The sequence below is a fragment of the Candidatus Effluviviaceae Genus V sp. genome (genome assembly GCA_014728125.1).
GTDB lineage: Bacteria > Joyebacterota > Joyebacteria > Joyebacterales > Joyebacteraceae > WJMD01.
The window spans coordinates 1-8,632 of the sequence record WJMD01000028.1 but is presented as its reverse complement, the minus strand read 5'-3'; the positions used below and the strand labels follow the sequence as shown (position 1 = coordinate 8,632).

8 protein-coding genes are annotated in these 8,632 nt (G+C 64.5%); 6 read left to right on the top strand and 2 right to left on the bottom strand.

Features of this window, described 5'->3' with window-relative positions; all coding sequences use genetic code 11:
• Both GF405_01535 and GF405_01530 read right to left on the bottom strand, forming a co-directional pair.
• On the bottom strand, positions 1-1,038 hold a 1,038-nt coding region (locus tag GF405_01535; protein MBD3366838.1), incomplete at its 3' end, for a hypothetical protein.
• A gap of 65 nt (positions 1,039-1,103) precedes the next feature.
• Positions 1,104-1,463, bottom strand: a complete 360-nt coding sequence (locus GF405_01530; GenBank protein ID MBD3366837.1) for a hypothetical protein — start codon at positions 1,461-1,463, stop codon at positions 1,104-1,106.
• A 271-nt stretch (positions 1,464-1,734) separates the two neighbouring features.
• Between GF405_01530 and GF405_01525 the strand changes: the two genes are divergently transcribed.
• The 6 genes from GF405_01525 (at position 1,735) to GF405_01500 (ending at position 8,008) form a co-directional block, all read left to right on the top strand.
• Positions 1,735-2,844: an FAD-dependent oxidoreductase gene (locus GF405_01525; protein ID MBD3366836.1), complete on the top strand. Its 1,110-nt coding sequence runs from the start codon at positions 1,735-1,737 to the stop codon at positions 2,842-2,844.
• A complete protein-coding gene (locus GF405_01520) occupies positions 2,844-3,845 on the top strand; it encodes a glycosyltransferase (GenBank protein ID MBD3366835.1) in 1,002 nt (333 codons plus the stop codon). Before GF405_01525 ends, GF405_01520 begins: the two co-directional genes overlap by 1 nt.
• A gap of 78 nt (positions 3,846-3,923) precedes the next feature.
• Positions 3,924-4,403: an N-acetyltransferase gene (locus GF405_01515; protein MBD3366834.1), complete on the top strand. Its 480-nt coding sequence runs from the start codon at positions 3,924-3,926 to the stop codon at positions 4,401-4,403.
• Between the two features lies 1 nt (position 4,404).
• Positions 4,405-5,169: a glycosyltransferase gene (locus tag GF405_01510; GenBank protein MBD3366833.1), complete on the top strand. Its 765-nt coding sequence runs from the start codon at positions 4,405-4,407 to the stop codon at positions 5,167-5,169.
• Between the two features lie 78 nt (positions 5,170-5,247).
• Positions 5,248-6,306: an aminotransferase class V-fold PLP-dependent enzyme gene (locus tag GF405_01505; protein MBD3366832.1), complete on the top strand. Its 1,059-nt coding sequence runs from the start codon at positions 5,248-5,250 to the stop codon at positions 6,304-6,306.
• Positions 6,272-8,008: a hypothetical protein gene (locus tag GF405_01500; GenBank protein MBD3366831.1), complete on the top strand. Its 1,737-nt coding sequence runs from the start codon at positions 6,272-6,274 to the stop codon at positions 8,006-8,008. The genes GF405_01505 and GF405_01500 overlap by 35 nt, the downstream gene beginning before the upstream one ends.
• Positions 8,009-8,632: the final 624 nt, after the last annotated feature.

Sequence of the window (8,632 nt, the reverse complement as noted above, 5' to 3'; positions counted from 1 at the left end):
TCCGTCCTGAAGAGCCCACTCGACCAGTGCCGTCTCCATGTTGATCACGATGACGAGATCGAGCTCCCGCACGGTGACGAGGACGTTCCCGTCCCTGAACGCCGGGAGCCTGTCCTCGAGCCTGCCGTCGAGCACCTCGACCGTGTTGGAGTGGAGCAGGTCGCCCTTCGGCTCGGCGTCGTCCAGCACGGAGGCGAACTCAGACTCGGCGATGGCCTCGAGCACGGAGACACGTTCCAGTTCGCGGCCGTCGCTGTCGAGGACGGCGACGAAGTCCTCAAGCACCGGATCGTCGGGGTTGTACCACGGGACGATGTGTGCCTCGCGTGTGAGAACGTAGATACGCCCGTCGGGCATGACATGCAGGTCGTGATGGAAGCCGCCGAAGCTGACCCAGAGGAGGTTCGAGTACCGGTCGACCTTCATGATGGCCAGCCCGTCGAAGACGGCCAGGACATCGCCGTTCCTGAACAGGTGGGCGCGTCGCCAGAAGCCCGAGCCCTTCGGTGATGGGCGCAGCTGGGGCCGATTCGGGCTCCCGACCCACGCGTCGAGGTAGCTGTAGGCCCACTTGTGGAGAATGCGGCCCTCCATGTCCATGAGAACCGCGCCCGGCACGTCGCCCGTCGTGTAGAAGTTGAGCCCGTCGTACGTGCGGTCCCTGTTGTAGACCGTGACGCCCGACTGGAGCGGAACCGGTTCCTTGCCCGAGAGGTAGCCGATCGAGCGGAGGCGCTCGATCTCCGCCTCCTGCTCGGGCGTCAGCGACTGCTGCTCCTCGAACGACACCTCGCGCCAGTCGCCGATGTGGAACCGCCCGTGACGGCCCTTCCACTCCTCGGGGACGATGGGGGGGACCTCGGATCGCTCAACCGTCAGCTGTTCCTGCGTCACCGCCTCCGGGGCCGGCACTTCCTCCTGTCCCGCACGCTTCGTCGTGACGGACCAGAAGACGACGACGGCGATCCCCGCGCCGAGAAGCGTCGTCCATAGAACGCCCCTGCTTACGCTACCTTGTGCCATGCTCTTCACACCCATAATGCCCAATGTTAGAAACGCCGCCCGGGGAAGTCAACAGGCCCACCGGAACGGAGGCGGGGCCGTCATGTCCGGGATATGATGATCACGCCGGCGACGATGACCGCGAGTCCCACGGCGCGCATGGGGCTGATGGACTCACCGAGCAGAAGCCACGATCCGAGGAAGACGACCACGTATGCCGAGCTGACCATCGGGTAGGCCATACTGATGTCGACGCTCGAGACAACGGCGATCCACAGGATCGAACTCAGTCCGTAGAGGAGGAACCCTATGAGCACATGCGGCACACTCAGGATCTGAACAAGCTGGCCCCAGATGCTGGTCATCGTGACCTCTCCGTACATCTGCATGCCTCGCTTGAGCGTCAGCTGAGCGACGGCCCCGAGCATCACGGCCGTGAGAATGAGCGGCACTCCCTTCATCATACTCTCCTTCCGGTGAAGCGCTGTCCTGAAGCCGACCCCCCAGTCTAGCACATCCCCGTACCAGGCGACGGGTCTGCTGCCGGCGCCGCCGTTGAGAGGGGCTCGGTGCTGCCACTGTTGCTTCACCCTGAGTGCTCCCTTACAATCGGGGAGTGGCCGCTCGTGAAGCTGGCGGCCTCAAGGGCGTCCGGCGCCCCGTTCGGACAGGCTTCCTCCTCCGTCCCGACAGGAAGGGCCCGTGCGAAGGTCCCCCGATTACGACTGCATCATCGTAGGCGGCGGCTTCTTCGGGAGCTCGCTGGCGATTCACTTCAAGGAGGAGCTCGGGCTCCGACCGGTCGTCATCGAACGCGAGCCCGACCTGCTCCAGCGGGCCTCGTATGTCAACCAGGCCCGCGTCCACAACGGGTATCACTACCCGCGGAGCCTGCTGACTGCGCTCCGCTGCCGCGTGAACTTCCCGCGGTTCGTCAGGGACTATCCCGAGTGCATCGTCAGTGACTTCGAGAAGTACTACGCGATCGGAAGGGTCTTCTCGAAGGTGACCGCCGAGCAGTTTCGGCGCTTCATCTCGAGGATCGGCTCGCCGATCGAACCGGCGGAGCCTGAGATCGCGCGTCTGTTCAATCCCGATCTCGTCGAGGCCGTCTACTCCGTCAAGGAGTACGCCTTCGATCCTGTGATCCTTAAGAACATCACGCGGGAAAAACTCGACGCGGCGGGCATAGAGATCCGGTTCGAGACGGAGGCGGTTCGCGTCGAGCGCGAGGACGCTGGGACGCTCGCGGTCACGACGCGCGGCCCGGAAGGGGAGGACCGGATCACCGCGCCGTCAGTGCAGAACTGCACCTATTCGGGGCTCAACCGGCTGCTGTCGCGCTCGGGACTGCCGAACATCTATCTCAAACACGAGCTGACGGAGATGGCACTGGTCGAGATGCCCGACGAGCTTCAGGGACTGAGCGTCACGATGATGTGCGGTCCCTTCTTTTCGTTCATGCCCTTTCCTCCGCTCGGGCTCTACACCCTGTCGCACGTGCGCTACACGCCCCACTGCGAGTGGTACGACCACACGGGCGGCAAGGCCTCCGACCCGTATGCGTACTTCGATGAAGTGCCGAAGAGGTCGTTCGGCGTGCACATGATCCGCGACGCGTCCAGGTACATCCCGTCGCTGGCCGGGTGCCGACAGGTCGACTCGCTGTGGGAGGTCAAGACCGTCCTCCCGCGCAGCGAGGTCGACGACAGTCGTCCGGTCCTCTATGTGACCGACTGGGGGCTGCAGAACCTGACGTGTCTGATGGGGGGGAAGATAGACAACATCTACGACATCATCGGATTCGAGACGGAGCGTTTCAAGAGAACGGGAGTGGTCTAGTGGCACGTGCAGACGTCTTCGTGTCGGTGGTCGCGGCGCTTCACAATGACGAGGACATCGTCATCGACTTCATCAACGATGCCCTCGGGGTTCTGAAGCGGGAGTACGAGAACTACGAGCTGGTTCTCGTGGACGACGGTTCGACGGACGGGACGGTCGAGAAGGTCTCGGATGCTCTCAAGAGGCACGAGTGCATCCGGCTCATTCTCCTCTCTCGGCGCTTCGGGCGTGAGTCCGCGCTCTCGGCCGGGCTCGACTCCGTGATCGGTGACTACATCGTCGTCATCGAGCCTGACCGTGACCCCGTGGAGCTGATACCGGAGATCGTCGAGCAGGCCAGGGAGGGCGTCGGCGTCGTCTTCGGCGTGAGAAGGGACCGAAGCGGGGACTCCCTCCTCAAGCGGCTGGCCGCAAAGGTCTTCTACTGGTACTTCACGCGCGTGCTCAACATCGGTCTGACACCGAACTCCACGGACTACCGTGTGTTCAGCCGGCAGGCCCTGAACGCCTTGATCCGTATGAAGGACAGCCTCAGATATCTGAGGACGTTCAGCCTGTACGTGGGGTACGGGAGCAGGAGTTTCACCTACTCGTTCAAGCACCGGAGGAGGCACCCGCGCACCAAGAGTCTGTCGGAGGCCGTGAGAACGGGCATCAGTATGATCGTGGCCAGCTCGACTCACCCGCTTCGGTCGGTGAGCCTGCTGGCGCTACTGCTCAGCCTTCTGAGCGTAGCGGTCGCGGCCTACGTTCTCATCGTCCGACTCGTTATCGAGAACGTGACGCCGGGCTGGGCCACGCAGTCCCTGCACCGGTCCGTCATGTTCTTCTTCCTCTTCCTGATACTATCCGTGCTCTGCGAGTACGTCGGGCGCCTGCTGGCCGAGGTCAGGGACCGCCCTCTGTACCATGTCATCGAGGAGCGAAACAGCTCGGTCATGCTCGCCGATGAGGACCGGAAGAACGTCGTGACCGATTCGCAGGAGCGACCCGGTTCGTAGTAGGGACGAGACGCTGAACGTGACGACAGCCGCGGTTTGACCGGCGGTTGACGGAGAAGGGTGGCGCGGATGCCCGGCATGAGGGAGTTCTGTAGAATCAGCGACGACGTCGAACTCGGCGAGGGTGTCGAGATCTACGGCTTCGTCAACCTCTACGGCTGCACGATCGGCGACGGCACGCGCCTCGGCGCCTTCGTCGAGGTTCAGAAGAACGCGACGATCGGACCCCGGTGCAAGATATCGAGTCACTCGTTCGTCTGTGAGGGCGTGCAGATAGGCGCCGGCGTCTTCGTCGGGCATGGGGTCATGTTCACGAACACGCTGCTGCCGAGGGCCACGAACGAGGACGGTCTGCTTCAGACGGAGGATGACTGGGAGGTCCTTCCGACCTTCGTCGAGGACGGGGCCTTCATCGGGTCGGGTGCGGTCATTTTGTGCGGCATCACCATCGGCAGAAACGCGGGCATCGGCGCGGGCGCTGTCGTCACGAGGGACGTGCCGCCCGGCGAGCTCTGGGTCGGCAACCCCGCCCGCTTTCTCAAGAAGATCACGGAGTAGCGTGAGGCAGGAAGACGACATCCGCGAGCGGCGCCCCGCTACCGAGGGCGTGTATGAGAACGCTCGTGTGCTGCTGATGTTCCCGTTTCACAACGAGGGACCGAAGCTCAGACTGTGGGCGGACAGACTTCTTCTGCCCGTCGCCGACCACGTGATCGGCGTCAACGACGGTTCCACGGACGACGGCCCGGAGTATCTCCGGGAACTCGGTATCCATGTGCTCGATCAGCCGCAGAGCGGCATCGGCGCCTCAATCAAGCGATGCGTAGCGTACGCGCGCGAGAACGACTTCGATGTCCTCGTCGTCATGGCCGGAAATGGGAAGGACGATCCGGCCGAGGTGCCCCGTCTCGTCGAGGCGCTTCTGGCGGGTGCCGACTACGTACAGGGAAGCCGCTTCCTTCCCGGTGGGTCCAGTCCGAACCTCCCGCTCTTCCGGCTCGTCGCGATCAAGGTTCTCAGCTTCCTCTTCACGCTGTGGATGCGGAGACGGTGTACCGATCTGACGAACGGCTTCCGCGCGTACCGCCTCGCGATGCTCGACGACCCACGCATCGACATAGGGCAGGACTGGCTGGACGGCTACGAGTACGAGTACTACGTTCACTGGAAGGCCTACGAGCTGAGGTACACTGTCGCCGAGGTGCCGGTCACCAAGCGCTATCCGGACGAGAGGAAGGTCGAGTACACGAAGATCCGTCTCGTTCGGGACTGGTGGCAGCTCCTTCGCCCCTTCGTGCTGCTTGGACTTCGGATCCGCAAGTAGAAAGGTGCTGTTCTTGTGAGCTACGAATCAGACGCCGCGCGCGTTCCCATCATCGACCTGAGGGCGCAGACGACATCGATGGAGGACGAGATCCGCGCCGCCATCGACTCCGTCCTCGAGGACTCGGGCTTCTCGAACGGTCCGGCCGTCCGCCGGTTCGAGGAGGAGTTCGCCGAGTACTGCGGGGTCGGCGAGTGTGCGGGAACGAGCAGTGGGACGAGCGCGCTTCATCTGGCGATGCTCGGTGTCGGCGTCGAGCCGGGGGACGAGGTCGTCTGCGTTTCGATGAGCTTCGTGGCGACCGCCTGGCCGGTGCTCTACATCGGGGCGAGGGCCGTCTTCGTCGACATAGACCCTGAGAGCTACACCGTCGATCCCGACGCGCTCGAGCGCGCGGTGACCGACAGAACGAAGGCGATCGTCCTGGTGCACCTCTACGGTCAGTGCGCCGACATGGACCGTGTGCTCGAGATCGCCGGAAGACGCGGCATACCGGTCATCGAGGACTGCGCGCACACGCCGGGCGCCGACTACAAGGGACGGAGGGCCGGCTCGATGGGGACCGTCGGGTGCTTCAGCTTCTACCCGACCAAGAACCTCGCTGCGCTCGGGGAGGCCGGAGCCGTGACCACGGACGACCCCGAGGTCGCCGAACGCATGAGAACCATACGCGACCATGGACAGACGACGCGCTACCTCCACGAACTTGTCGGATACAACTACCGCATGGACGGGCTCCAGGGCGCGGTCCTGTCGGCCAAGCTCAGGCATCTCGACAGATGGAACGATGCCCGGCGCGCCGTCGCGGCCCGGTACACGGAGCGACTCAAGGACACGAGCCTTGCGCTTCCGCGCGAGGTGACCGAAGGAAAGCACGTCTACCACCTCTACGTCGTCCGCGATGACCGGCGTGACGAGCTGGCACAGAGCCTCGACGCGCGCGGCGTCGCGACGTCGTTCCACTACCCGATCCCGATCCATCTTCAGCCGACCTTCAAGGACATGGGATACACGGAAGGAGATCTCCCGGTCACCGAGGAGCTGGCTCGCACCTGTCTGAGCCTGCCGCTCTACCCGGAGTTGACCTCCGAGCAGGTCGACCATGTCGTCAAGGCCGTTCTGGCCGAGAGGGGCTAGCCGAGAGCCTGCTCCAGGAGGCCGCACGGGCCAGCACTTGGACGAAAGGAGGCCCGTCATGCGGTTGAACCGTTCTGCTCTTGCTCTGGCCGCGCTTGCCGCGGTTGCCGCGCCTTCCCGATCCGTGACCATCAGAGTCCCACAGGATCAGCCGACCATTCAGACCGCCATCGCGGCAGCGGACTCTGGCGACACCGTTCTCATCTCCGACGGCACATACTACGAACACGACATCCTGATGGCCTCCGGCGTCACTGTCGAGAGTGCGTCGGGAGACCCGCAGTACGTCGTCGTCGACGCGGGTGACCTCGGCCGGTGCTTCATCCTGGACGGCGTCGAGGGCGGCGAGATCGACGCTCTGACGTTGACGGGCGGTGCCGCGGTCGGCGGCGGGATGGACGGCAAAGGCGGCGCGATGCTGTGTGTGAGCTCGTCGACCAGGCTCGAGGACATCACGTTCGCGGGCAACTCCGCCGCCGTGGAGGGCGGCGGGCTCTACTGCGAGGGCGGGACGCCGTACGTCGTCAGCTGTCACTTCGACGGAAACACGTGCGAGGGTGCCGGTGGCGGCGCCGTCATCCGCGGTACGAGCGGCCCGATGGACGCGTTCGGGAGCAACATCTTCCGCTACAACGAAGCGGAGAGGGGAGGAGGCCTCGCGATCTTCGGGGCCGCCACGACGAATCTCATCAACGTCTGCACGTTCGAGGGGAACGAAGCGGTCATGAGCGGCAGGCCGTTCGGGCCCGCGCGATCATCGGGCCTGGGAGGCGGCGTCTACGTGGACTCGCTCGCGTCGCTCGAGATCAGAAGCGCTGTCTTCACTGACAACTACGCTCATCACGCGGGGGGCGGCATCTACATCACGGGGGGCGGCTCTCCCGAGGTGAACTTCGGACGCTTCACGCTCAACCAGGCTGTCACCTACGGCGGCGGCTTGTGCGCTGAGCACGCCGGGGCCTTCTCTATGGCGGGCTGGGGCGTGACCAACGACTACTTCGAGGACAACACGGCCTGGCACGGCGGGGCCGTGTACATATACGACGCCGACGGGGTGACCATCGAGGAGCACACGTTCAGGGACAACGTGGCGTCGGAACGCGGTGGCGCCGTCGCGCTCGAGGATGTGTCCAACTGCTCTTTCAGCTCCTGTCAGTTCAACGGGAACCGGGCTCAGCGGGGATTCGCGCTCGACGTCCTGGGATGCAGCTTCCTGTCGCTGACCGGCTGCACCATTGCCGACAACCACCCGTGGAGCGGCTCTGTCTCAGGCGCCGTCTACTTCGGCGAGTCTCTCTCGTGGAGCGACATCACGGAGAGCATCATCGCCTTCAACGGAGGCGAGGCGATCGCGTGCGGCGCCTCGGTCGTACCCGACCCGAACTGGAACGACCCGCTCGACCTTCACTGGATGGACGTCTACGGCAACACCGGGGGAGACTGGTCCGGGAGTATCGAGGGGTTCGGCGATTTCCTGAGCAACATCAGTCTCGACCCGCGCTTCTGCGACATGAGCGGGTCGGAGAACGACGACCACGACGATTTCACGCTGTGCTCAAACTCGCCCTGTCTCGCCGACGATCCGGAGAACCCGACGGACACGCTGATGGGCGCGCACGACGAAGGTCCCTGCGGGGAATGCACCTCGCTCGTCGAGGCGATGAGTTGGGGGAGCATCAAGTCGCTCTTCAGATGCGACTAGCGTTCCGCAGGACGGATGCGGCGCGGCAACGTGGCTGAGACCGCATGCCCGTTCAATGCCGACTGTAGCGTGAGTGCCTCCCGGCGCTAAGCCAGCGCGCTCTCCACACCCGAGTCCCTGGCGAAGATGCACGATGAGCCGGCGATCTCGACGAGCTTCGCAAGCTCGTCGTAGTCGGGCTCGTCGGTCAGCGGGAAGATGTTCAGGTCCGAGGACGGGGCGGCCTCGACCGCCTTCCTCCGCGTCCCCGCACCCACGAAGATGTCGGCTCCGGGCATGCGGGCGGCCGAACGGAGGTCTTCGAGATAGCGCTCGGCCTTTCCTTCCTCCTCACGCGCGTTCACGCAGATCGTCAGCCGGCCGTCCCAGTTCGTCGCGAGCTTGTAGGCGATGAGCAGGGCGAGGTCGGCGCCGTGCAGCTCCATCTTGAGCTCCCAGTCGGGGCTTGCCTCGTTCACCCAGACGTTGACCGAACCCTCGAGGCCGAGGCCGGCGCGCGCGTGCTCCGACAGGAGCAGCACGCCGACCCGCTTCTCGCGTGCTCTCTCGATGACGACCGAGAGCTCCTCTCTGCGCTCATCGGAGTCCGGCGTTCTCACGAGCAGGACGTTCGGTCTGAAGATC